Source organism: Janthinobacterium sp. GW821-FHT03C08 (genome assembly GCF_059420905.1).
In genome coordinates, this window is sequence record NZ_JBWKUP010000005.1 from 217,751 (window position 1) to 243,429 (window position 25,679).

22 protein-coding genes are annotated in these 25,679 nt (G+C 62.1%); 15 read left to right on the plus strand and 7 right to left on the minus strand.

Translation table 11 applies throughout. The annotated features are described in order from the left end of the window. Positions 1-378 carry a hypothetical protein gene (locus tag AC07VL_RS08825; RefSeq protein ID WP_139143989.1) on the minus strand — a complete coding sequence of 126 codons (378 nt, stop codon included), beginning with the start codon at positions 376-378 and terminating at the stop codon, positions 1-3. A gap of 644 nt (positions 379-1,022) precedes the next feature. On the opposite strand from AC07VL_RS08825, the gene AC07VL_RS08830 reads away from it, so the two are divergent. Continuing rightward, a complete protein-coding gene (locus AC07VL_RS08830; protein ID WP_494805499.1) occupies positions 1,023-1,184 on the plus strand; it encodes an STY0301 family protein in 162 nt (53 codons plus the stop codon). 192 nt (positions 1,185-1,376) lie between these two features. Here AC07VL_RS08830 and AC07VL_RS08835 read toward each other — a convergent pair whose 3' ends face one another. The 4 genes from AC07VL_RS08835 to AC07VL_RS08850 all read right to left on the minus strand — a co-directional run bounded on the left by AC07VL_RS08835 (position 1,377) and on the right by AC07VL_RS08850 (position 7,721). Continuing rightward, a complete protein-coding gene (locus tag AC07VL_RS08835) occupies positions 1,377-3,425 on the minus strand; it encodes a M13 family metallopeptidase (RefSeq protein WP_494805500.1) in 2,049 nt (682 codons plus the stop codon). Between the two features lie 188 nt (positions 3,426-3,613). Then, on the minus strand, positions 3,614-4,246 hold the full coding sequence (locus AC07VL_RS08840; RefSeq protein WP_494805501.1) for a LysE family translocator: 633 nt from the start codon (positions 4,244-4,246) through the stop codon (positions 3,614-3,616). A gap of 253 nt (positions 4,247-4,499) precedes the next feature. Then, positions 4,500-6,080, minus strand: a complete 1,581-nt coding sequence (locus AC07VL_RS08845; RefSeq protein WP_290607479.1) for an isocitrate lyase — start codon at positions 6,078-6,080, stop codon at positions 4,500-4,502. Positions 6,081-6,416: 336 nt separating this feature from the next. Then, positions 6,417-7,721: an MFS transporter gene (locus tag AC07VL_RS08850; RefSeq protein WP_494805502.1), complete on the minus strand. Its 1,305-nt coding sequence runs from the start codon at positions 7,719-7,721 to the stop codon at positions 6,417-6,419. A 163-nt stretch (positions 7,722-7,884) separates the two neighbouring features. On the opposite strand from AC07VL_RS08850, the gene AC07VL_RS08855 reads away from it, so the two are divergent. Then, positions 7,885-8,601 carry an SDR family oxidoreductase gene (locus tag AC07VL_RS08855; protein WP_494805503.1) on the plus strand — a complete coding sequence of 239 codons (717 nt, stop codon included), beginning with the start codon at positions 7,885-7,887 and terminating at the stop codon, positions 8,599-8,601. Positions 8,602-8,615: 14 nt separating this feature from the next. Here AC07VL_RS08855 and AC07VL_RS08860 read toward each other — a convergent pair whose 3' ends face one another. After that, the gene (locus tag AC07VL_RS08860) at positions 8,616-9,827 is read right to left on the minus strand and encodes an Lcl C-terminal domain-containing protein (protein WP_494805504.1); all 1,212 of its coding nucleotides are present in this window, start codon (positions 9,825-9,827) and stop codon (positions 8,616-8,618) included. A gap of 128 nt (positions 9,828-9,955) precedes the next feature. On the opposite strand from AC07VL_RS08860, the gene AC07VL_RS08865 reads away from it, so the two are divergent. The 6 genes from AC07VL_RS08865 (at position 9,956) to AC07VL_RS08890 (ending at position 16,553) form a co-directional block, all read left to right on the plus strand. After that, positions 9,956-10,384, plus strand: a complete 429-nt coding sequence (locus AC07VL_RS08865; RefSeq protein ID WP_494805505.1) for a hypothetical protein — start codon at positions 9,956-9,958, stop codon at positions 10,382-10,384. Between the two features lie 72 nt (positions 10,385-10,456). Beyond that, positions 10,457-11,422, plus strand: coding sequence for a bifunctional helix-turn-helix transcriptional regulator/GNAT family N-acetyltransferase (locus AC07VL_RS08870; protein ID WP_494805506.1), 966 nt, complete (start codon positions 10,457-10,459; stop codon positions 11,420-11,422). Positions 11,423-11,508: 86 nt separating this feature from the next. After that, complete coding sequence (locus tag AC07VL_RS08875) at positions 11,509-12,156, plus strand: TetR/AcrR family transcriptional regulator (RefSeq protein ID WP_494805507.1); 648 nt, start codon at positions 11,509-11,511, stop codon at positions 12,154-12,156. 107 nt (positions 12,157-12,263) lie between these two features. Continuing rightward, on the plus strand, positions 12,264-13,073 hold the full coding sequence (locus tag AC07VL_RS08880; RefSeq protein ID WP_494805508.1) for an alpha/beta fold hydrolase: 810 nt from the start codon (positions 12,264-12,266) through the stop codon (positions 13,071-13,073). Between the two features lie 147 nt (positions 13,074-13,220). After that, positions 13,221-15,431 (plus strand): TonB-dependent receptor, encoded by a 2,211-nt coding sequence (locus AC07VL_RS08885; RefSeq protein ID WP_494805509.1) that lies wholly within the window; start codon positions 13,221-13,223, stop codon positions 15,429-15,431. Between the two features lie 126 nt (positions 15,432-15,557). After that, the gene (locus AC07VL_RS08890) at positions 15,558-16,553 is read left to right on the plus strand and encodes an extracellular catalytic domain type 1 short-chain-length polyhydroxyalkanoate depolymerase (protein ID WP_494805510.1); all 996 of its coding nucleotides are present in this window, start codon (positions 15,558-15,560) and stop codon (positions 16,551-16,553) included. A gap of 2 nt (positions 16,554-16,555) precedes the next feature. Here AC07VL_RS08890 and AC07VL_RS08895 read toward each other — a convergent pair whose 3' ends face one another. Then, positions 16,556-17,530 carry a nucleoside hydrolase gene (locus AC07VL_RS08895; RefSeq protein WP_494805511.1) on the minus strand — a complete coding sequence of 325 codons (975 nt, stop codon included), beginning with the start codon at positions 17,528-17,530 and terminating at the stop codon, positions 16,556-16,558. Positions 17,531-17,623: 93 nt separating this feature from the next. On the opposite strand from AC07VL_RS08895, the gene AC07VL_RS08900 reads away from it, so the two are divergent. The 7 genes from AC07VL_RS08900 (at position 17,624) to AC07VL_RS08930 (ending at position 25,662) form a co-directional block, all read left to right on the plus strand. After that, entirely contained in the window at positions 17,624-18,490 is an 867-nt protein-coding gene (locus tag AC07VL_RS08900; protein ID WP_494805512.1) for a hypothetical protein, read from the plus strand. A gap of 81 nt (positions 18,491-18,571) precedes the next feature. Next, positions 18,572-21,367 (plus strand): type VI secretion system Vgr family protein, encoded by a 2,796-nt coding sequence (locus AC07VL_RS08905; protein WP_494805513.1) that lies wholly within the window; start codon positions 18,572-18,574, stop codon positions 21,365-21,367. A gap of 18 nt (positions 21,368-21,385) precedes the next feature. Next, positions 21,386-22,630 carry a T6SS effector phospholipase Tle3 domain-containing protein gene (locus AC07VL_RS08910; RefSeq protein ID WP_494805514.1) on the plus strand — a complete coding sequence of 415 codons (1,245 nt, stop codon included), beginning with the start codon at positions 21,386-21,388 and terminating at the stop codon, positions 22,628-22,630. Beyond that, positions 22,627-22,935 (plus strand): effector protein Tle3 domain-containing protein, encoded by a 309-nt coding sequence (locus AC07VL_RS08915; protein WP_494805599.1) that lies wholly within the window; start codon positions 22,627-22,629, stop codon positions 22,933-22,935. Before AC07VL_RS08910 ends, AC07VL_RS08915 begins: the two co-directional genes overlap by 4 nt. 83 nt (positions 22,936-23,018) lie before the next feature. Further along, a complete protein-coding gene (locus AC07VL_RS08920; RefSeq protein ID WP_494805515.1) occupies positions 23,019-24,635 on the plus strand; it encodes a type VI lipase adapter Tla3 domain-containing protein in 1,617 nt (538 codons plus the stop codon). A gap of 13 nt (positions 24,636-24,648) precedes the next feature. After that, positions 24,649-24,915: a PAAR domain-containing protein gene (locus AC07VL_RS08925; RefSeq protein WP_070310542.1), complete on the plus strand. Its 267-nt coding sequence runs from the start codon at positions 24,649-24,651 to the stop codon at positions 24,913-24,915. 99 nt (positions 24,916-25,014) lie between these two features. Then, a complete protein-coding gene (locus AC07VL_RS08930) occupies positions 25,015-25,662 on the plus strand; it encodes a hypothetical protein (protein ID WP_494805516.1) in 648 nt (215 codons plus the stop codon). Positions 25,663-25,679: the final 17 nt, after the last annotated feature.

Sequence of the window (25,679 nt, forward strand, 5' to 3'; positions counted from 1 at the left end):
TTACTCCTGAGTAGGTTGATCAGTTTGCGCTTGGGTCTGCTTGCGACGGGCGGTTTTAGTAGATTGGGATGCCAAGTATTCCCCGATAACCATGATACGGTCCTTCTCCGCCTTGAGCTCGGCGACCTCCATGGACAAGGCAGCGACACGATCACAAAGAGCTGCAGCCAGGCGCACCAAGCGCTTTCCTACCCAGCCACATACCACCGCAGTCAGCAGGGCTGCGACCCAGCCGGATGCAGTAAGCACTACAGTGTCGGGCTGCGCACGATAAAAGGAATAGAGTGTAAGAGCAATAGCTGCGAAGCCGAGAAAGAAGCTCGCGATACCAACCCACAAACTGACCATCGTTGCAGTGTCTGTGTCCACCCGATTCATACTTCCTCCGCAACGCCGCTGTGTTGTAGTTACAAATTTTTTTCGAAAAGTAGCTTGCCAGTTTAGCATGGGTATCGCAGGTGAATATTCCTCAGGTCAACTATTTTGAGACTGTGGACCACGCTAGGGCGAATAGGTCTAAATTTATTACTTACAACATCCAGATTTCGTCGACTGGAGAAGACAGAGGATTATGTGCGTGGTTGTTCAGTAATCTAGCAATCCCCATTGCAGATATGTCCTGTTATTAATTCAGTTTCCAACGGCCGATATGCTGTGCTATTTAATGGTTGCCTTGAGCTAGTGATTATCGGGGCGGGTACACTTATAGATGAGCTCGTGTCAAGGCGACGTGGCATTCAATCGGTGGCTCTTTTTGATGAAAGCCTCGGATAATTCGGCTTATTGAGGTATCAGCGAAATATTAATTAAGTAATAATTTTTCGGGGTGCTTATGAGGGTAAATTGAAAATTGAATTTGTCCGATAACCAGTGCCAGCACGGCTCAAAGCCGATGATAGGAATCCCCCTCTCGCAATAGTTTTCCCCATGTAGAGTATGCCTCTCCCCCCAAAGCAGGAGAGCCACAAGCGCCCGGGCACGGTGAGTTCGCGTGTCTTGCGTGCCAAAGGCCGGTACAAGAATTGCGTGTTTGTCCTGAAGGAAAATGGCTGCAATGCAGCTACGGCGTGCTTGGCGAGGTGACGCTGTCGCGGAAAATGGATGATGGCATCAGCCTGTGCGAAGTTACGTACAGGAAAGGCAGCAAGGCCGGGCAGAACGCTATCCATATCGATTGCCGATAAGAGGCTTTGTGCAAGGACAACATCGCCTTGCGTGCAGCTTGATGCAGCATAAAAAATGCCGTTCAGCCTGGACTGAACGGCATGGTGCCATCGGCAGAGGTGATGGCGCTGACCGCGCCAGCGACTAGCGCTCCCGACACTCCCAACCCTGGTCCGCCCGCCGTGCAGGCAGGCGAAGCGAGGATTGCAGCATTACCACATGATTACGCGCTGCTCCGGCGCCAGATACATCTTGTCGCCCGGCTTGATGTCAAACGCCTCATAGAATCCCGGCTGGTTCATCACGGTGCCCTTGGCGCGGAATTCGCCTGGCGAATGCGGGTCGCTCTTGATCTGCGCGATGGCCGCTTCAGGGCGCAGCTTGGCGCGCCATTTCTGGGCGAAGCCGATGTACAGGCGCTGTTCGCCCGTCAGGCCGTCGAGCACGGGCGATGGCTTGCCGTGCAGCGAACGCTGGTAGGCCTTGTAGGTGATCGACAGGCCGGAATTGTCGCCGATGTTTTCGCCCAGGGTCAGCTCGCCATTGATGTGGTAGCCGGGCACGGGGCTGTAGGCGCCGTATTGCTTGACCAGGCCGGCGGCCAGGGTCTTGAAGGCGGCGCGGTCTTCGGCCGTCCACCAGTTGCGCAAACGGCCCTTGGCGTCGTACTGGCTGCCCGAGTCGTCGAAGGCGTGGCTGATTTCATGGCCGAAGGTGATGCCCAGCAAGCCGTAGTTGACGGCGTCTTCCGCCTTCACGTTGAAGAACGGCGGCTGCAGGATGGCGGCCGGGATGGTGATGGCATTGAGCGCCGGGCTGTAGCTGGCGTTGACGGTTTGCGGCGTCATCGACCATTCGTCGCGGTCGACCGGCTTGCCCAGCTTGGCCAGGTTTTGCTGGCGGCTCCACTCGCGCGACGCGCGCACGTTGGCGACCAGGTCATGCGGCTGGGTCTTCATGCTGCTGTAATCGCGCCATTTGTCCGGGTAGGCGATCTTCGGCTTCAGGGCGGCCAGCTTGAGCTGGGCTTCCTTCTTGGTTTCCGGGCCCATCCAGTCCAGTTGCTCGATGCCATCCTTGAACGAGGCAACGAAGTTGTCGAACATGGCCATGACGCGCGGCTTGGTTTCAGGCGGCAAGTACATTTCCACGTAGCGCTTGCCGACGGCATCGGCCAGGGCGCTGTCCGTGAAGCGCAGGGCCAGTTGCCACTGCGGCTCGCTTTGCGGCACGCCGCGCAGCACCGTGCCTTCGAAGGCGAAGCGTTCCTTGACGGTGGCGCTGTCGAGGTAGGAGGCATAGCTTTCGATGACTCGCCAGTTCAGGTAGCTCTTCCACGATTCCAGCGGCACGGCGGCTACGGTCTCGGAGAAGCCTGTCATGAAGCTGGGCTGGCGCACGACAGCCGAGCTTTCCTTCTTGGCCATGCCTGCGGCGGCAAAGTAGGCTTTCCAGTCAAATGCAGGCGCCATGGCGGCGAACTGGTCGAAATCGACGCGGTTGTACGATTTGACGGGGTCGCGCATCTGCACGCGCGTCCATTGCACGGCGGCCAGGCGCGTCTCGACGTCGAGGATCTGCGCCGCGTGCTCGGCAGCCTTCTTGTCGCCGCTCATGGCCAGCATGGTCTCGATGTGTTTCAGATACTTGGCACGCACGGCTTGCAGCTTGGCGTCGTCATCCTTCAGGTAGTAGTCACGGTCAGGCAAGCCCAGGCCGGACTGGCTGATGTTGATCGTGTAGCGTTCGGGATCTTGCGCATCGGGTGCGATATAGGCGGAAAATGGCGTGGCGATGCCATTGCCTTGCAGGTAGGCGAACAGGGCCGGCAAGTCCTTCTTGTCCTTGAGCGCGGCGACGCGGGCCAGGTCCGCTTTGACGGGCTTGAAGCCGGCCGCATTGCGCGCCTTCTCATCCATGAAGCTGGTGTACAGGTCGGCGATCTTGTGCGCTTCGCTGCCAGGCTTGCCCGGGTTTTTCAGGGTGGCGTCGATCAGGCCGCGCAGCTGGCCTTGCGCGATTTCGCGCAGTTCGATATAGGTGCCCCAGACGGATTTGTCGGCCGGGATTTCCGTATTGCGGGTCCAGACGCCGTTGACGTAGCCGTAGAAGTCTTCCTTCGGGCTGACTGCCGGGTCCAGGGTTTTCAGGTCGATGCCCGAGACGGGCGCGGCAGGCTGCGCGGCTTGCTGGGCATGCAGCGAGGGGGAAGACAGGGCGAATAGGGCGCAGCAGGCGGCGCTGATCAGTGAACGATGCACGAAGATTCCTTTAATTGTAGTTCGACTTCATGTGAGGGAACATGCTGTGTCCAGGCATGTGGCGGAAGATTATAACCGCAGGAATAGTGCTGCATTGCAACATGGCGCCGGCACTCCCGCCATGCCGCGGCATGGCCGGCCACGCCCGCCGGTGAGCCGCCGCTCGCTGCCCCGGCGGGAGGGAAGCGCTACTTGCGTCCTTCCCAGGCCATCTTCACGGCCAGGCCCGTCAGCACGCCGCCCATCATCCAGCGCTGCAGCAGCACCCAGCGGGGGCGGCCCGCCAGGAAGCCCGCGATCGACCCGGCCAGCATGGCGATTACCGCATTGACGGCCACGCTGACGGCGATCTGCACCGTTCCCAGTGCCACCGATTGCGCCAGCACGCTGCCATGCCCGGGCGTGATGAATTGCGGCAGCAGCGACAAGTACATGACGGCGATCTTCGGATTGGACAGGTTGGTGATCAAACCCATGAGAAACAGCTTGCGCGGCCCGTCGGCGGGCAGGTCGCGCACGGCAAAGGCGGAGCGCCCGCCCGGTTTCAGCGCCTGCCAGGCCAGGTACAGCAGATAGGCGGCGCCGCCAAAGCGCAGCACGTCGTAGGCGTAGGGCACGGCGAAGAGGAAGGCCGTGATGCCGAAGGCGGCGCACAGCATGTAGAAGACGAAGCCCAGGGCCACGCCGCCCAGGGAAATGAAGCCGGCGCGCCGGCCCTGGCTGATGGAACGGGAAATCAGGTAGACCATGTTGGGGCCGGGCGTGAGCGCCATGCCCAGGGCCACGAGTCCGAACATCAGCAAGGCGGTTACATCAGGCACGCTATACCTCCAGAAGAAATGAATGCCATGCGGGGCGCCACGATAGCGTGGATATGGGCCTGCTCGGCAGGCCGTCGCTGCGTGGGGCAGGCTTGGGCGGGAATAGATTATCACACCTGAAAGTTGCCTGTACGACAGAAAGCCGCTGCGATGGCCATGCGGGGAAAGCGCTGCCCCAGGCGCTTCCATCCATTGCACAGACGAAAAAAAACCCGCCGCAGCGGGTTTTTTACTCAACCGTCAAGCCAAAGGCTCAGAACTGGTTCATCGTATTGTCTTTACCAGCTGCTTTGAGCGCCGCTTCGCCGCTGAAGTAATCCTTGTGGTCGTCGCCGATGTCCGAGCCGGACATGTTTTGATGTTTCACGCAGGCGATGCCCTGGCGGATTTCCTTGCGCTGCACGCCGGCCACGTAGCCCAGCATGCCCTGGTCGCCGAAGTATTCCTTGGCCAGGTTGTCCGTCGACAAGGCTGCCGTGTGGTAGGTCGGCAGGGTGATCAGGTGGTGGAAGATGCCCGCTTCACGGGCCGAGTCGGCCTGGAAGGTGCGGATCTTCTCGTCGGCCGTGGCGGCCAGTTCCGTCTGGTCGTATTCCACGCTCATCAGCTGGCTGCGCTCGTAGGCGGACACATCCTTGCCGGCCGCTTTCATCGCATCGTAGACCTGCTGGCGGAAGTTCAGGGTCCAGTTGAACGACGGGCTGTTGTTGTACACCAGCTTGGCGTTCGGGATGACCTTGCGGATTTCGCTGACCATGCCGCCGATTTGCGCGATATGCGGTTTTTCCGTTTCGATCCACAGCAGGTCGGCGCCGTTTTGCAAGGAGGTGATGCAGTCGAGCACGCAACGCTCTTCGCCGGAACCGGCGCGGAACTGGAACAGGTTGCTCGGCAGGCGTTTCGGACGCAGCAGCTTGCCTTCGCGCTTGATGATGACGTCGCCATTGCCCAGGGCGTCGGCCGACACTTCTTCGCAGTCGAGGAAGGAATTGTATTGGTCGCCCAGGTCGCCTGGTTCATTGGTGACGGCGATCTGCTTGGTCAGGCCGGCGCCCAGCGAGTCGGTGCGGGCGACGATGATGCCGTCGTCCACGCCCAGTTCCAGGAAGGCGTAGCGGATGGCGCGGATCTTGGCCAGGAAGTCTTCGTGCGGCACTGTCACTTTACCGTCCTGGTGGCCGCATTGTTTCTCGTCGGATACCTGGTTTTCGATCTGGATGCAGCAGGCGCCCGCTTCGATGAACTGTTTCGCCAGCAGGTAGGTGGCTTCCGCATTGCCGAAACCGGCGTCGATGTCGGCGATGATGGGCACGACGTGGGTGACGTGGCCGTCGATCTTGGCCTGGATCGCTTGCTTCTCAGCACCTTGGGCCGCGTCCAGCTGGCGGAACAGGCCGCCCAGTTCGCGGGCATCGGCCTGGCGCAGGAAGGTATACAGTTCCTTGATCAGTGCCGAGACGGCAGTTTTTTCATGCATCGATTGGTCTGGCAGCGGGCCGAATTCGGAACGCAGGGCAGCAACCATCCAGCCGGACAGGTAGAGGTAGCGGCGGTCGGTGCTGTTGAAGTGCTTCTTGATGGAGATCATCTTCTGCTGGCCGATGAAACCGTGCCAGCAGCCCAGCGACTGGGTGTACTTCGATGGGTCCGCATCGTAGGCGGCCATGTCGTTGCGCATGATCTTCGCCGTGTAGCGGGCGATGTCCAGGCCGGTCTTGAACTTGTTCTGGGCGCGCATGCGGGCGGCGGACTCGGGATTGATGGCGTTCCAGGCGCTGCCTTGTTGCTCTTTCAAACCGGCAACAGCTTTGATGTCGTCTTGGTATTGGGACATGTGAATCTCCTAAAAAGAAAAGCTATGTTTGAGAAAATCGCCGAGTGCGCCACAACGTCTTGTCGAAGCAAACTGCATGACTAAATAGTAGGCCGATTCACGCCGATCTTCAAGTCTTATATAAGACATATAACTTAAATTAATTCCTTGTTTTTCAAGGGCTTAATTATAATTTTTCAGGATGTGGAATGGTTTTTCAAAAAGTGAGAGTGGCGGGGTGAGGCATTGTCCATGCGGATTCCGCGATATGAAACGCCTTTTCAGATTTTGGTGCAGCGCGGCATCCGGGGCGAAAAAAAAGCCGCCCGAAGGCGGCCTGTGCTGCAAGGCGCTGGCTTATCGGCCCACGGTCTGCCGCTGGTCCTTGATGAACAGCGCCGTCAGCATGCCGATCGCGCACACGCCGATCACGTAATAGGCGGGACCCAGCACGTTATTCTTCAGCATCAGGGTCACGACCACGGGCGTCAGGCCGCCGAAAATGGCGTACGACAGGTTGTAGGAAAACGACAGTCCCGAGAAGCGCACCTGCGCCGGAAAGGCCTGTACCAGCACATAGGGCACGGCGCCGACGACGCCGACGAACAGGCCCGTCATGGCGTACAGGGGCAGCAGCAGGTCGGGGCGGCTGCCGATGGTGGTGTAGAAGACATACGTGCTGATGGCCAGCAGCACGGAGCCGACCCCAATTACGCGCTTGCCGCCCAGGCGGTCGGCCAGCATGCCGGCGAGGATGCAGCCGAAGGCCAGGCACAGGGTCGCCACGGTATTGGCCACCAGGGTGGTGCGCGGGGCGATGTGGTGGATCTTTTGCAGCAGGGCAGGCGTCATCAGGATGACGACGACGATGCCGGCCGACAGCATCCAGGTGAGCAGCATGGAGACGACGACGGCGCCGCGGTGGCTGCGCAGCACGGATTTCAATGGCATTTCCGTCGACAGGGCCTTGCGCTGCTGCATTTCCGCGAAGACGGGTGTTTCATGCAGCCAGCGGCGCAGATACATGGCGCCGAAGCCGAAGATACCGCCCAGCAGGAAAGGATAGCGCCAGGCGCCGTCGGTGATTTCTGCCGGCGTGTAGACGGTGTTCAAGCCCGTCGCCACCAGCGAGCCAAGCAAGATGCCCACCGTCAGGCCGGCCGTCAGCACGCCGCAGGCAAAGCCCGTGTACCGGCTCGGCACGTGTTCGGAGACAAACACCCAGGCGCCCGGCACTTCGCCGCCCACGGCCGCGCCCTGGAAGATGCGCATCAACAGCAGCAGCAATGGCGCCGCCAGGCCGATGGTGGCATAGGTCGGCAGCAGGCCGATCAGCAGGGTCGGCACGGCCATCATCAGGATGGAGAGCGTAAACATGCGCTTGCGGCCCAGCAAGTCGCCGAAGTGGGCCATGACGATGCCGCCCAGCGGACGCACGACGTAGCCGGCGGCGAAGATGCCGAAGGTTTGCAGCAAACGCAGCCATTCCGGCATTTCCGGCGGGAAGAACAATTGGCCGATGGCGTTGGCAAAGAAGACGAAGATGATGAAGTCGTAGAATTCCAGCGCGCCGCCGAGGGCGGCCAGCGACAGGGTTTTATAGTCTTGTTGGGTGAGGGGACGGCTTGCGGCCTTGCTTGCGGCGGTGATGGAGGTAGGCATGTGTCTCGTTCTTGTGTGTTATCGGAGATTGCCAGACCTAGCATACGCATTTCCGCCGCGTGAGTAAACGCCGTGGCAGGGCGCCCGCGCGGGGGATCAGCCTCAGCTGTGCTTAATACAACGTCGCTATCATCAGCGTTGACTTCATTGGAAAGGACACAGTATGCACATCATGATCGTGGGCGCCAGCCGGGGCCTGGGACGCGCGCTGGTGGACGGTTTGCTGGCTGACGGGCATGCCGTCATCGGCGTATCGCGCCAGCAACCTGCCGACTTGCCTGCCGGCCCAGGTACACGGCTGCAATGGATCGCGGCGGACCTGGCAGCGCCCGCCGAGGCCGTCGAACGCATCGCGCGTGCAGCGCCCGCCGTGCTGGACGCGGTGATCTACAACCTGGGCGTATGGGAAGAAAAGGCCTTCAGCGACGACTACGCTTTCCTCGGCGATGCGGACGATACTATCGTCGACATGGTCAATACGAATATTACGGCGACGATCTTGCTGCTCAAGCGCCTGGTGCCCCGCTTGCTGGCCAGCAGCAAGCCGCAGCTGATACTCACGGGGTCCACGTCCGGCCTGCGCCAGAGCGGGCGCCCGGAAGTGACGTTCAGCGCGTCGAAATTCGCCCTGAACGGCATCGCCGATGCTTTGCGCGAGGGTTTCCGCGAACAGGGGCTGGCCGTGACGGCGCTGCAGCTCGGTTATCTGAATACCTACGATGGCTTGTCCGTGCCGCTGGCGGATGCCGCGGCGCGGGGCGAGGGCGAGCTGATTCCCGTGCATGACGTCGTCGCCGTCGTGCGCATGCTGCTGAACCTGTCGAATGCCTCGTTCGTGCGCGAACTGGTGCTGCCGGCGCTGCGCGACGAGCGTTTCTAGCTTATTTTCAAGCTTTACGCGGCTTTGCCGTCGACCTCGACAAGCACCCGGCGCACGCAGCGTGCGTAGCCGTCAAGCGCGCGCGTGTTCTGGTAGCTGACGCCCGTGTCGAAATCCTTGCACCAGGCGTCGTCCTCGATGTCGCCCGGCTCGCACGACCAGTGCCAGTTTGGTCGGAATGCGTCTTTCAAGGTCGCATACAGCAAGGTCTGCTCGCGCCGATCCGGCAGGCTGTGGCCCAGGTTGGCAGCCCAGTTTGATGCGGCTTGCCAGGACTGGAATTCCAGCTCCGGCTCGTCCGGCAGCAGCACCAGGTGGTAATCGGGCGCGCCATCCCAGCCGAGGATCAGGCCGGCATAGCGTTCGCCCGGCTGCAGGGCGACGGGCGCGGCGGACGACGGCGCCAATGCGACCCGGCGCACGGCACAGGCGCGGCCTGAGTAGGTCTTGCGAAAGTTGTACTGGGTGCCGTTGTCGAAATCGTGGCTCCAGGCCATGCGGGGCAGGATGGCATCCGCTTCCGACGACCAGTACCAGGCATCGGGGAAGGCATGGTCCAGGTTGGCGTGCAGCAAGGCCAGTTCCCTGCGCATGGGCAGGCAGGCGCCGCGCTCGGCGGCCCAGGCTAGCGCGGCTGGCCAGGGCAGGGCATCGGCCTCGCCAGGCAGCAGGAACAACTGGTAGCCGGCGGCACCGTCCTGGCCAGGCATCACGCCCGCGTAGCGCTCGCCGGCAGCGGTGCCCAGCACGCCCGGGCAATGCTCGAACCAGCCATCGTCTTCTTCCTGTGCAATAAATGCCGCGATCAGCGCTCGCTGCGCGGGCGGCGCGGCGGCCAGCATCGTGTTGAAGCAGGTGATGGCCGAGGCGTGGGGCGTGCCGGCGCCGTTGGCGATACCGACGAGAAAGTCGCCAGCCCAGTCGGGCAAGGTGGAAATCAGGCGCGGCAATTCGTGCATCAGGGCGGCGCAATACGCCGTCTCGCCGAAACGCCAGGCGGCGCGCCTGGCCGTCTGGTAGGCGCCGTAGTCGTGTTCGGCTTGCAAGGATTGCACAATGGCCAGCGCGTAGTGCGCGCCTTCAGTCCCCGTCAGCGCATCGAGCATGGCGCAGTAGCGCTGGAAGCGCCGCTGGGCTGCATCGGGCGGCGCGGCGGCGTCGCCATCCTGGACGATGTTGCCCACAATTAGCAATTCGGCTTTCCAGAGTTCAAAGGCGGTTGGCATGGCTGTGACTGGCGAGAGTGGCGGCGGCCATGATTATGCCCGGACATGGGTGTTTCAGCGTGTTCCTTGAGCATGTTACAGTCCGCCATCGCCGCCAGCCCAGTGCGGTTCTGCCTGGATCAAGATTGATGCCCGCCTGGACTTCCCCGCCCCAACTCGTCGCCCTGGCCGCCTTTTATGCGCAGGCGCAAGAACATCCGGAAACGCTCAGCGATGCTGTCTTCCTGGACAACGTGAAAAACGCCCACTGGCCCACCAATTGCTGGAGTTACGTGGAAGCATCGTTCGCCATCATCGCGCCCGCCTGTCTGCTACGTCCCCATCTGACCGCCGAACTGATCGCCTTGCCCATCGATGCCATGATCGCGGGCGGCCTGGACGATGCGGGGCAGGTCATCGCCATCGGCCTGGCCTGCGCCACGCGCGACGCGCCGTACGTGGCGCCGAGCGAGGACGGCAGGCGCTGGCTGACGCAGGTGTGGCCGGGCCTGGGCGAGCTGGCCGGGTCGGTATTCCGGGCCAGGCTGCAGGCGGCGCTGGCGGAGGATGAGGAGTAACTCAAGCGGCGCTTGACCTCCCGAGCCCGTTTACGTTAGGGTATACGTAACTACCTACATATATCCGATTCCATGTCCTCCAACCTGCAAACCTACGGCTCGCTGATGCTGGCCAGCCGCCTGCGCCGTCTTTCCGATCAACTGTATGCCGGTGTCGATACCAGCTATCTGGCGGCCGGCGTCGAGCTGACGTCGCGCTGTTTTCCCTTGTTATTACTGCTGCGCGACAACGGCCCCACCTCCATCACGGCCCTGGCCGCGCAGATCGGGCAGACGCATCCCGTGGTGGTGCAGCTGGGGCGCAAGCTGCTCGATGCGGGCGTCGTGGCGGAGATGCCGGATGCCAAGGATGAGCGGCGGCGGCTGCTGGCGCTGTCCGACGCCGGGCAGGCGCTGCTGCGCAACATGGCTCCCCTATGGGACGACGTGCGCGCCGCCGTCGATACGGTGTTCGAGCAGGGCACGCCGCAGTTGATGGCCAGCCTGGACCGGGCCGAAGCGCGCTTGCAGTCGCAAGGCTTCGGCGAGACCATCGCCGCTTGCCGGCGCCAGCGCGAGCGGGCGGCCGTGGAGATCATCGACTACGCGCCGCAGTACGCGGCCGACTTCAAGCGCCTGAACATCGCCTGGCTGGAGCGCTACTTTTATGTCGAGGCGCTGGACGACCAGGTGCTGTCCGACCCGCAAGGCTCGATCCTGGACGGCGGCGGGCAGATCTTCCTCGCGCGCCTCGATGGCCGCATCGTCGGCACGTGCGCGCTGATCCGCGCTGGCGAGGCCAGCATCGAATTGTCGAAGATGGCCGTCACGCCGCAATGCCAGGGCCTGGGCATTGCGCGCCGGCTGATCGAGCGGGCCTTCGACGCCTTCGAGGCCAGCGGCGCGCCGCTGCTGTTCCTGGAATCGAACAGCAAGCTGGCGCCTGCCATCCGCCTGTACGAAAGCAGCGGTTTTACCCACGTGGCGCGGCCGGCGGGCGACGCCCATTACCAGCGCGCCGACGTCTACATGGAATGGCAGGGCAGGCCGCGCAGCTGAATGCTCCCCATCGGCCGTCTCTCGCGTTACAATACGGGCACCCATAACGGAACCTTGGTTCCACTATCGAGAGACGCCGACGCCGCATGCCTTCCTTCCCGATGCCCTTCCCGCAGATGATCGTTCCCCCGGAGCCCACCCAGGCGCGCAGCAAGCAGGCCTTCGAGCGCCTGCTGCTGGTGGGTGAACAGTTGCTGGCGGAAAACCGTTTCGATGAAATCGGCGTGGCCGACCTGGCCAAGCTGGCGGAGACATCCGTGGGCACGTTCTACCGCCTGCTGGGCGACAAGGACACCCTGAGCCGCTTGCTGCTGCAGCGCTTTTTTTCCGACATGGTGGACAAGGTCGAAACGCTGACGGAGCTGCGCCAGTGGGAAGGGCGCAGCCTGGAAGAGTTCATCCGCGCCATGGTGGCCATGTTCGTGGCCGTCAACACGGGCCGGCGCGGCGTGCTGCGGGCCCTGATCACGCGCTGCTCGCAGGACGCGCAATTCCGCGACAAGGTGCACCAGATCAATCATCTGATCTCGCAGCGCACGGTGGCCGTACTGGCCAGCAAGTCTGCCAGCATCCGCCACCCGAACCCCACGCAAGCGATGATGGTGGTGCCGCCCGTGCTGCTGGGTATCCTGAACCAGCACGTGTTGTCGGGCTCGCTTTCCTTTTTGTCGGCCGCCGCGCTGGAAGATGAACTGGTGCGTGTTGCTTTAAATTACCTGACTTCAGATATTTAGCGATTTAACTTGAAATCGGAATTCGGATTCCGTATTATGTTTTCCAACAGCAGGAAAGCATATTCCTGCACCTGAACACAAAGCATGTTCAACAGCAAGGAGACAGAATGCGGCGTCACACGACATCCGATGTTCCATTGCATTACCTCGACCTGGGTAGGGAGCAGGGTGATCCCGCGCGGTCAGAGCCCGTTTTCCTGCTGCATGGCCTCGGTTCCTGCGGCGCAGACTGGCGCCCGCAGATCGACGCCCTCGGCAGCCGCTACCGCCTGATCGTGCCCGACCTGCGCGGCCATGGCGCCAGTCCCGCGCCACGCGGCGACTGGCAGATCGGCGACTTCGCCAACGACCTCTTCAACCTGATGGACCAGCTCGACGTGGCGCGCGCGCACGTCGTCGGCTTTTCCCTGGGCGGCATGGTGGGCCTGGAAATGGCCAACCGCGCCCCCGGCAGGGTGGCCAGTTTGTGCCTGATCAACTCGCAACCGTTCCAGGGCAGCAAGCCGGCGTCGCTGCTGTTTGCCTACTGGCTGCGCCGCACGGTGATCGCCACCTTCGGCCTGAAAGCCATGGGCCGTATCATCGGCAGGAAACTGTTCCCCGAGCCGGCCCAGCAGGCGCTCGTCGAACGCTTCGCCGCGCAGATGGCGGGCATGGACAAGCGCGCCTACCTGGCCGCGCTGGACGCCATTTTCCACTGGGATATCGATATTCACTTCCAGGCCCTGGCCATGCCCGTCCTCATCATGGCGGCCGACCAGGATTACACGCCCGTCGCCAGCAAGCGGGCTTTTGCCGCACAGTTTCAGCAGTGTGAATTCGAAGTCATCGCGAATTCGCGCCATGCCACGCCCCTGGACCAGGCGCAGCGTGTGAATACCTTGTTGCAGTCCTTCCTCGCCGTACATTCAAAATAAACAGGCCACTTGCCGCAGGGCAAGGGGCTGGACGCCGGACATCGCAGGGCAGGTGCTCGCCAGACGCGGGCGGGTACCGTGACGCCTCGTGATTCCGACATCCGGCCATCTTTCCCGGCGGCCAGCAAGCCTGACATTGGAGACGCTATGAAACTTGCTTTGAAATTAATGCCCGCCGCCCTCGCCGTTGCCGGCGCCTTCAGCCTTTCCACCCATGCGCTGGCGCAGGAGACGGCCGCCCCCGCCGGCCAGAGCGCCGGCGAGGCCAGCGACGCGAAGGAGCGCATGGAAACCGTCACCGTATCCGCCCGCCGCCGCGAAGAGCGGCTGCAGGACGTGCCGCTGGCCGTCACGGCGTTTTCCGCCAAGGCCCTGGAACGGGCGAATATCCAGAACCTGGCCGACCTGCAGGAGCGCGTGCCGAACCTGACCGTGTATGCCTCGCGCGGCACGAACACCACCCTGACGGCCTTCATCCGCGGCGTGGGCCAGGCCGACCCCGTCTGGGGCGTGGACCCGGGCGTGGGCATTTATTTCGACGACGTCTACATGGCCCGCCCGCAGGGCGCCCTGCTCGATGTGTTCGACGTGCAGCGCATCGAGGTGCTGCGCGGCCCGCAAGGCACTTTGTATGGCAAGAACACCATCGGTGGCGCCATCAAGTACATTTCGCGTCCGCTGGCGAAGGAAAACGGCGCCTCGGCCGAAGTGGGCCTGGGCAACTATAATCAGCGCAATTTCAAGGCCGCCTTCAACGTGGCCAATGAGAACGGCACCTGGCGCGCGCGCCTGGCCGCCGCCAAGCTGGACCGCGACGGTTTCGGCCGCAACACGTTTAACGGCGAACAGGTCAGCGACCAGGACAGCACGGCCGCGCGCCTGTCCGTCGGTTACTTTCCGCAGGATATCCCGCTCACCGTCGTGCTGAGCCTGGACGCCACGGACGATAAATCGGGCGTGCGCGGCTTCCAGCGCATGGGCGTGAGCGCCTTCGACCCGCTCAAGCGGCCACCAAGCACCAGCGCCTACGATATCCAGAGCGGCATGCCGGGCAACAACTTCACGCATAACCGGGGCGGCTCGCTGGTGGCCAACTACACCTTGTCGAACGACTGGTCCGTGAAAGTCATCGGCGCCAAGCGGCGCAGCACGTCCGAGCAGACCATCGACTTCGACGGCTTGCCGCAGCCGATTGCCGACGTCTTCGGCGATTCGCGCGACGAGCAGAAAAGCCTGGAATTGCAAGCCTCGTACAGCGGCGACTATGGCGCTGGCGTGATCGGCCTGTACCGTTTCGAGGGCACGGCCGGCGGCGGCATCTACAACAATTTCCTGGGACGCCAGTTCCAGGCCGCCGTCAGCACGGTGGAGACGGACAGCACGGCGCTGTACACGGACTGGACCTGGCCGGTGGGCAAGGCCTGGAGCATCAATGCGGGCTTGCGCCACACGCGCGAGGAAAAGCGCGCCATCGTGCTCAACCGCGCCTTCGCCGATGCGGGCTTTACGCGGCCCATCCAGACGGCGGCCGATTTCGACAAGTCCTTGTCGGTGAGCAATACCTCGCCGAAGTTGTCCGTGCGCTACGAAGCATCGAAGACGACGAATTTCTACAGCAACCTGTCGCGCGGCTTCAAGTCCGGCGGCTACAACGTGCGCGCCAACAACCTGGTGGTGCCCGATTCCGCGCGGCCCTACAAGGATGAAAAACTCGACGCGCTGGAAGTGGGCATGAAGTACGCGGCGCCGGACGATACCTTCGATGCCAACGTGGCCCTGTTTTACAACCGCTACAAGGATATCCAGTTGTCCGTCTTCACCAGCTACGTGCAGCCGGGCGGCTTGCCCGGTTTCTATGGCGACTTCACGAATGCGGGCAAGGGCACCGTCAAGGGCGCCGAGTTCGAATTCTCGTGGCGGCCGAACCGCCAGTGGGAAGTCAACGGTTTCCTCGCCCTGCTCAACGCCAGCTACGACGAGTTCATGAGCGGCGGCAAGAACATTGCGGATACGCAAAAGTTCAGCAACACGCCGCGGCGCCAGGTGGGCCTGAACCTGACGCGCACGGACCGCGACGTGTTTGGCGGCGCGCTGCGCAGCATGGTCGGCTATGGCTACCGCAGCAAGGTGTATCCGACGACGGACTTGAGCGAGATCCTGGCGCAGGGCGGCTACAGCATGTGGACGGCCGGCGTCGTGTGGGAAGCGCCGAAGAACTGGACCTTCAGCCTGCACGGCAGCAACCTGGGCAACAAGCGCTACCGCACGGATGGCTACAACATCCCGGCGCTGTACATCCTCGACGGCTTCTATGGCCCGCCGCGCCAGATCATCGCCAAGGCCGGCTACAAGTTTTAAGGTTCTCGCCTAGCGGGGCCGGACCCGCCGGGTCCGGCCCCGCCGGCCGGAAGTGCCGGCTTGACATGCGTCAAGCCGGTTCGTTGTCGCTGTTCTCGTTGTTAATAACAATCATGGGAGACTGGCATGGCACATCTGCATCAACAACTGCGTAAATTCTTATCTGCACTGATCGCCGCCTGCGGCCTGCTGGCCGCGCTGCCGGCTTCCGCCGGGCAGTGGGACTTCGGCCTGTACGCGAGCCTGTGGGGCTCGCGCGAATACCAGGTCTGGCTACCGAGCAATTACAATCCGAACACGCCGCTGCCCGTCGTGCTGATGCTGCACGGCTGCGGGTCCGAGCCGAACAGCATGGCCGCCGTCAGCCGCTATAACGAGCTGGCCGACAGTGAAAACTTCATCGTCGTCTACCCGCGCCAGAACGCCACGGCCAACCCCATGCGCTGCTGGAATTTCATGCTGCCCCTGAACCAGGAGCGGGGCACGGGCGAGCCGGCCGTGCTGATGGGCATCCTGAACAAGGTCAAGGGCAAATATGCGGTGCAGGACAGCCGCGTGTACGTCACGGGGATCTCGGCCGGCGGCGCCATGGCGTCCATCATGGCCGCCTGCTATTCGGACGTGTTCGCCGCCGTGATGGTGCATTCGGGCGGTATGTACAAGGGCGCCATCGGCATGGTCACGGCCGCCGACTCGCTGTTCAACGGCAGCGCCTTCGACCCGAAAGTGCGGGGCAAGGATGCCTGGCGCTGTTCCGGCTCGCCACGCCGGCTGATGCCGACGATGGTCTTCCACGGCACGTCCGACATCGTCGTCAACCCCGTCAACGGCGAGCAGACCATCGAGCAGTTCCTGCAGACCAGCGACTACGGCGACGATGGCCTCGACAATGACAGCGTGCGCTACCGCGCCGACAGCATCGTGCGCCAGACGGTGCCGTACGGCCGCAGCTATTCCATCGACACCTACCTGCATAACGGCGCCGTCATCGCGCAAAAGTACACGGTCGAGGGCATGAACCACGCGTGGAGCGGCGGTCCTCCCGGCTGGCCATTCAGCGACGAGCTGGGCCCGGATGCCACCGTGATCAGCTGGAATTTCTTCAAGAATTACCAGCGCTGAAGTTATTTCAGCAGGCGCTGCATGAAGAGCTGGAAAAAGCGCGGCTGGTCCGCTGCCAGGCACACTTGCGCATTGGGCTGGCCCGCCACGTCGCGCGTCAGGCCGTCGTCCGTGACCTGGACGCGCAGCGGCGTCGTGGGGCAGCTGGCCGGGTCGAGCAGCCAGGTGACGGGCACGACGTCGAACAGCGATGGCATGTTGCTGGACCAGGGTTGATACGCATCAATCCACTGGTGGTACAGCAGGGCGACGGCGTCCGTCAGCGGCGAGCCGTGGCCGAAGATGGCGTTGCGCTCCACTTCGTCGAGGCGGATCTGCGTCGAGTCGAGCGGCATCATGACGATGGGCACGCCGGAGCCGAACAGCGACTGCGCGCCCTTGACGTCGGAAGCGATGTTGTACTCCCTGTCGGCCGGGCGTACCGGCACGTACTGCGACTTGCGGTAGCCGGCGCGCACGGAGCCGCCCATCATGACCACCTGCTTCACCTTGCCGAAGGCGGCAGGGTCGCGCGCGATGGCGGCGCCGATGTTCGTCAGCGGGCCCAGGGCCAGGATGGTGATCTGGCCGGGCTGGCGCTTGATTTCGCGCAACATGAAATCGATGGCATCCTGCGGCGGCCGTGACGGCGGCAAGCCCCGTTGCGCATAGCGCGCCTGCGTGAATGGCGTCGGGTTGGGCGTCGTGATGCCTTGCGCGACGGGAATGCCGGCGTGGCCCGTTTCGCGCAGCAGGCGTTCCAGCAGGCGCACGCGCAAGGCCGTGTCGCCCCAGTCGGTGGTGATGCCGACGATCTCGATCTCGGGGCTTTGCAGCAGCAGGGCCAGGGCGAAGGCGTCGTCGATGTCGTCGCCGATATCCATGTCGACGATGACCTTGTGCGCGGGCGCGGCGCTGGCGGCATGGGCGGGCAGGGCGGCGCACAGCAGGAAGGGGAGCAGCGCGGCACGGCGCAGCAGGGAAAGGCAGGAGGACATGGCAGGCCTGGGAGGAGTGGGGGCGCGGCGATTTTAGCAGGCGGGCGCCTGGCATCAGTACAATGCCGCCATCCTTCCCCGATGAAAGCCGCCATGCTGCCTTGCCGTCTCCTGCCCCCCATCCTCGGTGTTTTATTGCTGGCAGGCTGTGCCAGCGTTGGCACGGGCACGCCAGCGGCCGCCGGCACGGAAGCGTTTGAGCGTGCTGCGCAGCAAGACAGCATGCGCAGCGAGTGCGACTGGAACGTGCGCTATGCGCCCGTGGCGCCGCAGGATGCCAGCGTGGCGCAGCTGCGCGCCATTGCCACGGCGCGCCTGGCGGCCCTGCAGCTGGCGCCTGCCTGGACCCTGGCCATGCCCGGCAGCGCGGCGCAGGCGTTTGGCGACTCGGCGCAGGACCGGGCCGGCCTGAACTTGTTGCTCAGCATCGTCTTGCCGGCCATGGAGCGCTACCCGGCCGGCGTCTTCGCGCGCACGGGTTTGCGCCACGTCGTGCTGGTCAAGGACTTGAGCGTGGATGGCCAGCGCCGCCTGGCCATGCCGGCGCCGGAAATCGACAGCGTCGTCTACGCCGACAACCTGCTGGCCGCGATGTGTCCGTCCGGCATGGAGCTGCGCGTGCATCACGAGTACTACCATTTCATCGAATACCGCCTGTTCAATGATTTCTATTACCGCGACCCCGTTTGGCTGGCCCTGAACCCGCCCGGCACGGCCTACGGCCAGGGCGGCGCCACGGCCTATGGCAAGGGCTTCCAGAACCTGGGCCACCCGCATCCCGGCATGGTCAGCCTGTACGCGGCCTACGGCCCCGAGGAAGACAAGGCGGAAGTCTTCGGCTGGATGATGACGCCCGCGTATGCGTTGCGGCTGGAACAGTGGACGGCGTTTGATCCCGCCTTGCTGGCGAAGCGGCAATTGTTGATGGATGTATTGCGCAGCAAGACAGATTCTTACTAAATATCAAGTATTTCCTTGCTATCCCATGGCATTGTCGGTTCTCCAGCTTGACTAGATGCAAGTGCGAATGAGGGGAGCGCCATGGACGGTGATGAGTCGATATTGGGTGGCGAACGTCCCTTGCGCCTGCGCCTGGGCGTATCTCCAAAAGTGTCCGCCGGTGCGCTGATACCGCAGCGCGTCGTCGGAAGCGAGGCCATCTGTGGCGGCATCGAGTACCGCGTGCTGTGCGTCTCGACGCATGTGGACTTGCCGCTCAGTAGTTTGATTGCCTTGCCTGCCGCTATCGACATCGTCACCGACCAGGGCCAGCTGCGCAGCATCTGCGGCATCGTCACGCAAGCCAGTGCGGGGGACTGCGATGGTGCGCTGGCCAGCTACCAGCTGGTGCTGACGGACGCCTTCGCCATCATGGAAAAGCGCTGCAATACGCGCGTCTTCCGGCGCTTGACGGATATCGACATCGTCAAGACCTTGCTCGACGAATGGATAAGCAGCAATACCGTGCTGGCGCATGCCTTCCAGTACGCGTTTGCCGATTTCTTCGAAGCACAGACGTATCCACGGCGCGAATTTGTCATGCAGCACAATGAGTCCGATGCGGCCTTCGTGCGGCGCCTGCTCAAGCGCAGCGGCGTCGCCTGGTTTTTTCGCGCGGAAGGCAAGGCGGATGCGCATGCCGAGCCGGCACATACCCTGGTGCTGTTCAACCATGCCGATGGCTTGCGGAAAAACATGGCCGATACCGTGCGCTATCACGCGGACCGCGCGACGGAACAGCGCGATACCCTGACGTCGTGGAACGAAGTACGCAAGTTGCAAGCGGGAAAAGTAACGCTGCATAGCTGGACCGAGGAACATCCACGCGCGCGGCCGTTCATGACTGCCGACGCCATGGGGCAGTGCCGGCAAGGCATGCATGACAATGCCGTTGCCGCCAGCCTCGATGATTACCGCGTGCTGCCGCCACGTGCGGGGAGCGATCATGATGCCTTGTGCCAGCTGGGCATGCTGGCCATGCAGCAGCATGATTATGAGAGCCATTGTTTTCATGCCGAGGGCAGCGTGCGCGACCTGTGTCCGGGCGAATACTTTAGCCTGGCCGAGCATCCCGACATCGACGCACTGCCAGCGGCCGAGCGCGATTTTGTCGTGACGGCGCTGCAGGTGGCGGCGCAGAATAATTTACCCAGGGAACTGGCCGCCAGGGTCGCGCGTCTGTTTGAGCGCAACCGCTGGCTGGCAGATGGCACGGCGTTGCAACAGCGCGAGCTGGCGACGGCGGCGGACGATGGCCCCTTGCGCATGCATATCGAGCTGAGCGCCGTGCGGCGCGGCGTGGCCATCGTCCCTGCCTATGACACGCGTAGCGATTTGCCGCATGTCACCATGCAGAGCGCCGTGGTGGTGGGGCCGACGAATGACGAAGTCCATTGCGACGCCATGGGCCGGGTCAAGGTGCGCTTTCCTGCCACGCGCAAGCTGGACCATGAGCACGCCGGCGGCACGGGCGCTTCCGACACGGATGCCGATTCGGCCTGGGTAAGAGTCGCGTCGAGCTGGGCGGGCAACGGACCTGGCAGCATGCAGCAGTGCGGCTATCTGGGCTTGCCCCGCGTGGGCAGCGAAGTCCTGCTGGCTTTCCTCGGCGGCGACCCGGACCGGCCCATCATCGTGGGACAGCTGTACAACCACAGTGCGTTGCCGATCGCATTGAGCAAGGCGGGTGACTTGCCCGGCAACCGTTATTTGTCCGGCATCAAGAGCCGCGAGATCAAGGGCACGCGTGGCAACCAGTTGCGTTTCGATGATGTGCATGGGCAAATCAATGCCCAGCTTGCCAGCGACCATGGTTCCACCCAGCTCAACCTGGGCTGGCTGACGCAGGACAGGCGCAATGGCCAGGGCGAGGCGCGCGGCGAGGGCGCCGAGCTGCGTACCGATGAGCAACTGGCGATGCGGGCGGGCAAGGGCGTGCTGATTTCGGCCTGGAAGCGCCTGAATGGCGATGGCGGGCATATGGCACGCAGCGAATATCTGGGGCTGATGGAAAATTGCCTGGAATTGTTTCGCTCGCTGGGCAGCTATGCTGCCACGCATCAGGCGCTGGAGAATGCGGATGAAGCGCAGCAGGAGCTGCAGCACAGCTTGAAAAGCTGGGAAGGCGGCAGCAATACGCAGCCCCGTGCCGAGCTGGGTGGTGCTGCGGCGATTGCCGTCACGGCGCCGGCCGGCATCAGCTTTGCCAGTTCGAAGGCCATCGTCAGCTATGCCGCCGGCAGCATCGATACGGTGGCGCAGCAGCATCTGCAAGCGGTGGCGGGCCAGCGCTACAGCGTGAACGCAGGCAAGGGCATTTCGCTGTTTGCCCACGCGGATGGCATTCGCGCCATCGCCCACCATGGCAAGTTCCTGCTGCAAAGCCAGCATGACGACATGGACCTCAACGCGGCGAAAAATTTGAAGCTCACCGCCAGCGAGGGCAAGCTGACGGGTATGGCCGATGAAATTGTGTTGATTTCCAAGCATGGCGCTTTCATCCGCATCGGCGATGGCATCACCTTTGGCAGCCAGTCGCCACTGAACTTCAACGCACCCAATTTCGTCTTCAATGACCCGCAGAGCATGGCAGTGCAATTGCCAAGCTTTGCCGAAGGCAAGGCCGATCAGCAATTCATCTTTCAATATGAGGGCGATGACAGTCCCGTCGATGGCGTGCCGCCAGCCCCCCAGCTGGCGCCGCAAGCCCAGTTTGCCGTGAAGCTGGAAGATGGCTCGTCGGCCGATGGCCGCAGCGACGGGGACGGCAAGACGGAGGTGCTGGAGCGCGCGGCCATGCACCTGGCCGCCATCGAAGTGTTCAACAACAAGGATTGATGACGCCAGGAGAGTGCAATGGGCAGCTATCCGAAAGTGCCGTACGTGGTGGGCGAAGACGTGGCGCTCCTGCATTGCGAACGCAGCGTCTGCAAGAAGGTGAAAATACGCCGCAACTTGCCGGGCAATATCATCGTTATTCACGGCGTGAACGATGTCGGCGTCAGCTACAAGGCGGTGGAGCATGGCTTGTGCGAGGGCTTGACGCAAAGGCTGGGGCGCGGCTTTACGCCAGCTTCTTACCGCATGCCTGTGGCGGCGGACAAGGACAGTCTGGAAGACGACCCGGATGCCGTGTTTTTCAAGCGCACTATCGCCAAGGATACCAATAGCCCCGTGATCCCGTTTTACTGGGGCTACCGTGAGGTGAAGGACAAAATCGACATCGTCAATGGGCAGTTCGTTGACCGCTACGGCAACCGGCTGGACAAGGATTTGTCCAAGGAAGGCGGGCCGTTCGGCAACGCCACCAGCAGCTTGCCCGACATGTGGCGCAGGGGTATTTATGCACCTGCCGATCCCATGGGTGATGCCTTGCGTCCGCTGAAGACGGCGCCTGGCCGCATGTACATGGTACTGGCGGCCCAGCGCCTGGCAGCACTGATTTCCATGATCCGCGATTACGACGCGGATGATACCGTCAGCATCGTTGCGCACAGCCAGGGCTGTCTGCTGTCGCTGCTGGCGCAAGCCATGCTGATGGAGAAAGGGTTGGCACCGGCCGATAATTTGATACTCACGCATCCGCCGTATAGCCTGGTGGAAAATATTCCCTTTCTGCTGAGGAAGGCAAGCGGACTCGATGGTGGCGAGGATGCGGCGATGCGGGCGCACTATCATCTACTCGACGGTGTTCAGACGCTGGCCGCGCGCCTGCAGACGCTTGTCAATATTGTTGCTGGGGTAGCGAAAGGGAATGGACAACCCTGCGCTCCGTTATTTAATGAGTTGAATGGTGATCAGCATCGCGGTATGGTCGGCGCCAGTTGGAGCAATGCAGCGGATCGAGATAACCGCAGAAAAGTATATCTGTATTTTTGTCCCGAAGACATGACTGTAGCGCTCGATAACATTCAGGGAATTGGCTGGGATGGCGTACCTGATTTTGTAACAGGAACCGAGGTGAAGTCCGAAGAGGAAATTTATGCCTATGGAGGAAGAAATTACTCCACTGGTCGCTTTCATAATCGGGGTACTGAACAAGTACGAAAAGCACTCTCCGAATTGGGAACCAGGTTTTATCAACGGGTGACGTTGCCATAGGTAGTGGCAAGGCCAGCTCTGATCCACAGTTCTACGAGTACTTATGTGCTGTGGCGGATTGGCGAGTGAAGGATTTGAAGACTAATGATAAAGGGCGTAAAGGAATGCTGATAAAGGAAAAATTCTTATCTGATTTTGCGGCATATTTATCCGTAGAACCTGCATGGAGAAGTGCTGCGATCAATGGCGGCATGGACTATTACAACACTGGAATTCTGCCCGCAGGACTTCCATTGTTATCGGGTGCTTTATGGAAGATCGTTGTGTCACAAACAAAAGACATGAAGATAGTGACTGAAAAATAATTGGATGGTCTAGGACTCGTCGAAAAAACTTGTTTGGACCCATGATATTTTCTCCTGAATAGTGGACCAAAAAGGTGAAAGCTATGATGACGCTTCGTTGGTTGGGAATATCAATAGTTATTGTAATTTTATTTTTTGGCTTGTTATGGCTAGGTGCTTTGTCGAAGAGCCAGGCGCGTGAAATTGCATTACAGGTTCAGGAAAAACAGCCAAGGAAACCGGTGGAGCCACGGCAAGAGTATGTGCTGGAAGTGATCGGATTGGGTGTGACGCTGGACAAATATCGGCAGGGTAAATTGTGGGGAGCCTTGCAAAAAGGAAGTCCTTACACGAGCATACGCGAACAAGATCCCAAGAAGTATCCCTGGACGGGTGATGACAAGGATGGCGACGGTGGTAGCAGAGCCTACGATGCGCTGGAAAATGGCATCAATTTCACTCCGATGTATTGGAACCTGCCTTCGTTTTATGCTGGAACGCCCATTCTTGACCCGGCGGCACAACCGAGCTTGATAGAGCCGATGGCGGGACTCGTGGCTGGCGCTGGTACGGGGGGCATGCCCTTGCATCTATTTTCCGTGGCTTCCTGGAAGCTGGATGAACATCCCGACCAATTGCTGATTGATGTGTTTGATTTTTTCGATAAGCATCCTGACGTACCTTACGTCGCCTTACACTCCGAGGATAGCGTTGGCACGCGAGATGGCAACCGGAAGCCAGGAACTGCAAGAAAATTGGTAAACGGGTATTTCATTCCGGATATGCCTGATGCCACGGCGGTATTCATCCTGGCACGCCGCGAACGAATAGAACCGTTGCGCCCATTTGTATGGGATGACCCTGCGAATAAATTCGTTAGGGAGCAACTCCGCGCCATGTACAACGAACTGATGCAATCACTTCCTTCACGCGCGAAACAGCAGCGACCCGAAGCCTTCAGCGAGCGTCAACCCACCGTCGCCGAATGGCTCACCGCTGCCGCCGCTTTCGCCCGGCGGCCCGATATCCGTGGCGTGGGCCTGCATACCTTCGACAAACTCAATCTCTGGGAAAATCGCCCCCCGCGCGACTGGAAACCGACGCCATGGTTTCCCATTCCGTGGAACCGGGAACAGATGGAAACCTTCGATCGCCTGCCCTCGTTCGGTTTCGTGCATCGGCCCGTGTTTGTCAAGTTCGCGGATGAGGAAGGCAAGAGCGTCACGCGGCGGGATGCGCGCCAGCATATTTTGAATGCGGGCTGGCGGCAGGCCTTGCAGACCTTGCCGCAAGCGGAGCGCGGCAAGGGGCCGGCGCGCATCGTGGCCGCGACGGGAAGTCAGCCGGAGCAGTTGCTGATGCTGGAAGGCATGCTGCATGACTACGCGGCGCAGGGCGGGCCGGAAATCGACAGCAGCAAGAGCACGCAGTTCATCAATACGGATCTTCGCCTGGGCAACACGGGCGCGGCCACGTGGTTCATGCAGATGGCCATCGGCGTGATGGGCAGTTATCGCGATGGGGGCGCCAGTGCGGCGATCAATTTACGCGACAGCAATGAGGCCAGCATCATTTTTATTACGCCGCCATCGGATGCGAAACGCCGGCAGCAGGACGCCAATGGCGATATCTTCCGCAGTCGCGTTACGCCGGCCGTCGATCCGGCCAACTACGCGGCGCCATCGGTGGAAGCGATCCTGGAAAGTCAGGCTGGGCAATAATTCTGGAGGCAGCATGCGCAAAGTCATCCGTTTGGGCGACGCCACTTCGCATGGCGGCAAGGTGCTCAGTTGTGCCGCCACGCACTTCACGGTCAATGGTATTGCTGTCGCCTGCGTCGGGGACTTGTGCAGCTGCCCCATCAAGGGACATCAGGGCTGCAAGATTGCCAGCGGCTCGTCCCGGCATAGCATCAACGGCATCGCCATCGCCTTCGAAGGCGATACCACCACCTGCGGTGCCAAACTGCTCGCTGGAGGTGTCAACTTCCACACGTCCTGACGCCGTACGCTCCCGGTATTTCCTGGTAACTATATAATCTGCGCTTGGGCGATCCCGTCCCTGAACGTCGATTGAAGGAATGCCATGCCAGGATATTTCATGCGCTCTGTCGCGCTCTTTACCGTATCTGCCGTGTGCATCTCAGCCAGCGCCGCCGAGGTGGTGGCGGTGGATGCGCAGCAGCGCGCGTCCTTGCTGGCATTTTATGCGCAGCAATATCCGGGCGAGCCGGCCGCCCGCACCGTGTTCGAGAGCGTGCCCGTGGTGGGCAGCCGTGGCCGCGAAGTGGTGGGCAGCGTGGAGGCGCCGCCGTACCGCGGCCATGGCGCGCTGTGCCGCACGCAGCGCACCAAGTTCGTGCTGCACGGCGAGGGCAAGCAGGCGCGCTGGCAGGAAGCGGGCATGGAGTATTTTGCCTGGCTCGACCGTGGCACGTGCCGTCCCGTGGCCGAACCCGTGCGCATGCTGCAGCGCATTCCCGATACGGAGCTGGAAGGCGTGCTGCTGTACCAGAAATCGTTGCTGGAGCGGGCGCGCTTGTTGATGGCGGGTAACACGGCCTGCGCTCCGCTGCGCGCGCGGGCATTCTCGCTGGCGGCCGTCGACGTGGGCGCCGCCGCGCCGCGCGCCGAGGAGCGCTATGCGCTCGTGTTCAAGAGCGACCGCGACAGCTACGCGCGCATCTGGCTGCGCAAGAGCGGCGCCCAGTATGACGCGTGGAATGTGACTTGCCCGCCAGTGCTGTAGACTGCTCGCCCTTTGCC

Coding starts and splice junctions, on each gene's coding strand:
- AC07VL_RS08850 (WP_494805502.1), bottom strand. CDS start 7,721: ATGCCTACCTCCATCACCGCCGCAAGCAAGGCCGCAAGCCGTCCCCTC.
- AC07VL_RS08905 (WP_494805513.1), top strand. CDS start 18,572: ATGGACGGTGATGAGTCGATATTGGGTGGCGAACGTCCCTTGCGCCTG.
- AC07VL_RS08860 (WP_494805504.1), bottom strand. CDS start 9,827: ATGCCAACCGCCTTTGAACTCTGGAAAGCCGAATTGCTAATTGTGGGC.
- AC07VL_RS08900 (WP_494805512.1), top strand. CDS start 17,624: ATGCTGCCTTGCCGTCTCCTGCCCCCCATCCTCGGTGTTTTATTGCTG.
- AC07VL_RS08910 (WP_494805514.1), top strand. CDS start 21,386: ATGGGCAGCTATCCGAAAGTGCCGTACGTGGTGGGCGAAGACGTGGCG.
- AC07VL_RS08875 (WP_494805507.1), top strand. CDS start 11,509: ATGCCTTCCTTCCCGATGCCCTTCCCGCAGATGATCGTTCCCCCGGAG.
- AC07VL_RS08845 (WP_290607479.1), bottom strand. CDS start 6,080: ATGTCCCAATACCAAGACGACATCAAAGCTGTTGCCGGTTTGAAAGAG.
- AC07VL_RS08895 (WP_494805511.1), bottom strand. CDS start 17,530: ATGTCCTCCTGCCTTTCCCTGCTGCGCCGTGCCGCGCTGCTCCCCTTC.
- AC07VL_RS08880 (WP_494805508.1), top strand. CDS start 12,264: ATGCGGCGTCACACGACATCCGATGTTCCATTGCATTACCTCGACCTG.
- AC07VL_RS08925 (WP_070310542.1), top strand. CDS start 24,649: ATGCGCAAAGTCATCCGTTTGGGCGACGCCACTTCGCATGGCGGCAAG.
- AC07VL_RS08855 (WP_494805503.1), top strand. CDS start 7,885: ATGCACATCATGATCGTGGGCGCCAGCCGGGGCCTGGGACGCGCGCTG.
- AC07VL_RS08930 (WP_494805516.1), top strand. CDS start 25,015: ATGCGCTCTGTCGCGCTCTTTACCGTATCTGCCGTGTGCATCTCAGCC.
- AC07VL_RS08885 (WP_494805509.1), top strand. CDS start 13,221: ATGAAACTTGCTTTGAAATTAATGCCCGCCGCCCTCGCCGTTGCCGGC.
- AC07VL_RS08870 (WP_494805506.1), top strand. CDS start 10,457: ATGTCCTCCAACCTGCAAACCTACGGCTCGCTGATGCTGGCCAGCCGC.
- AC07VL_RS08920 (WP_494805515.1), top strand. CDS start 23,019: ATGATGACGCTTCGTTGGTTGGGAATATCAATAGTTATTGTAATTTTA.
- AC07VL_RS08865 (WP_494805505.1), top strand. CDS start 9,956: ATGCCCGCCTGGACTTCCCCGCCCCAACTCGTCGCCCTGGCCGCCTTT.
- AC07VL_RS08825 (WP_139143989.1), bottom strand. CDS start 378: ATGAATCGGGTGGACACAGACACTGCAACGATGGTCAGTTTGTGGGTT.
- AC07VL_RS08890 (WP_494805510.1), top strand. CDS start 15,558: ATGGCACATCTGCATCAACAACTGCGTAAATTCTTATCTGCACTGATC.